This is a genomic window from Streptomyces sp. CT34 (assembly GCF_000805335.1).
GTDB lineage: Bacteria > Actinomycetota > Actinomycetes > Streptomycetales > Streptomycetaceae > Streptomyces.
Window position 1 is genome coordinate 774242 of the sequence record NZ_KN708638.1, and the last position, 1694, is coordinate 775935.

The 1694-nt window shown below is 74.4% G+C and carries 1 protein-coding gene and 1 pseudogene; both read right to left on the reverse strand.

The window, feature by feature from the left end; all coding sequences use genetic code 11:
- A pseudogene (locus tag RZ84_RS40505) lies at positions 1-867 on the reverse strand (aldehyde dehydrogenase family protein); the annotation flags it as partial.
- Positions 864-1694, reverse strand: an 831-nt coding sequence (locus RZ84_RS03425; RefSeq protein WP_043263033.1) for a proline racemase family protein, incomplete at its 5' end; no start/stop codon positions are given. The gene RZ84_RS03425 and the pseudogene RZ84_RS40505, both read right to left, overlap by 4 nt.

Here is a 1694-nt window from a genome sequence, read left to right on the forward strand (position 1 = left end):
GTGCTCGGCCAGTGCCTCGCGCAGCGGGCCGAGGGCGGCGCCCACCGCGATCACGCGGCTGGTCGCGGTGCACTTCTGTCCGGCGTATCCGCCGATCGCGGAGGCGAGGTGGCCGGCAGCGGTGTCCATATCGGCGTCCGGCAGGACGATCGCCGCGTTCAGCCCGCCCATCTCGGCCTGTACGGGGATGCCGCGCGCGGTGGCGGTACGCGCGACGGTCTGGCCGACCAGGGTGGAGCCGGTGAAGGAGACGGCGTCGGCGGCCGAGGCGACGGCGTCGCCCTCGGTGGCACCGCCGGGCAGCACCGTGAACACCCCCTCCGGGAGCGCCTGTCGGACGATCTCGGCGAGGCGCCGGGCGCAGGCGGTGGCCTCGGGTGCGGGTTTGAGGACGACGGTGTTGCCGGTCGCCAGCGCCGGGGCGGCCTTCCAACTGGGGATCGCGAACGGGAAGTTCCACGGCGTGATCAGACCGGCGACGCCGTGCGGACGGCGGCGGGTGAGCAGCAGTCCGGGGCCGGCGGCCGGCTCGTGGACGGTGCCGGTGGGGTCGTAGGGGGCGGTGGCGTAGTAGCGCCAGATCGCGGCGGTGCGGGCCACCTCGGCACGGGCTTCGGTGACGGGCTTGCCCACCTCGCGGACGGCGAGGGCGGTCAGTTCGTCCGCGGCTGCCTCGACCGCGGTGGCGATCGCGGCGAGCGCCGCCGAGCGGGCCGCGGCGCCGCCGCGCAGCCAGCCGTGCTGGGCGGTGCGGGCGCGCTCGACGGCGTTCACGACGCCGGCCGCGCCGGACGCGGGAGCGTGTACGAGGATGTCGGAGGGGTCGGCCGGGTTGCGGGAGACGACCGGGGCCAGGTCGGTGGTCACAGGAGAAAGCCTCCGGGGAAGGGGTCGTCGGGGTCGAGGAAGTACTGGGCGGTGCCGGTGATCCAGGCACGCCCGGTGATGCGGGGCACGACGGCGGGGATGCCGCCGACCTCCGTCTCGGCGATGAGGCGGCCGGTGAACCGGGTGCCGATGAACGACTCGTTGATGAAGTCCTGTTCCAGCGGCAGGGCGCCGCGGGCGTACAGCTGGGCCATCCGCGCGCTGGTGCCGGTGCCGCACGGGGAGCGGTCGAACCAGCCCGGGTGGATGGCCATGGCGTGGCGCGAGTGCCGGGCGTCGGAGCCGGGGGCGGCGAGGTAGACGTGTTTGACGCCGCCGATCTCCGGCTGGGTGGGATGGACCGGCCGGTCGGGCGAGGCGTTGATCGCGTCCATGATGGCGAGCCCCGCGGCGAGCAGGTCGTCCTTGCGGGCGCGGTCGAACGGCAGCCCCAGCGCGTCGAGTTCGACGAACGCGTAGAAGTTGCCGCCGAAGGCGAGGTCGTAGGTGACCGTGCCGTGGCCCGGTACGGTCACCTTGCGGTCGAGACCGGCGCAGAAGGCCGGCACGTTGGTGAGCGTGACCGCCGTGGCCTGTCCGTCCGCGACCTGCACCTCGACGCCGACCAGGCCGGCGGGTGTGTCGAGGCGGACGGTGGTGACGGGCTCGGTGACCGGGACCATGCCGGTCTCGACGAGGACGGTGGCCACGCCGATGGTGCCGTGTCCGCACATCGGCAGGAGACCGGAGACCTCGATGAACAGGACGCCGTAGTCGGCGTCGGGGCGGGGCGGGGGCTGGGGGGTGGCGCCGCTCATCGAGGCGTG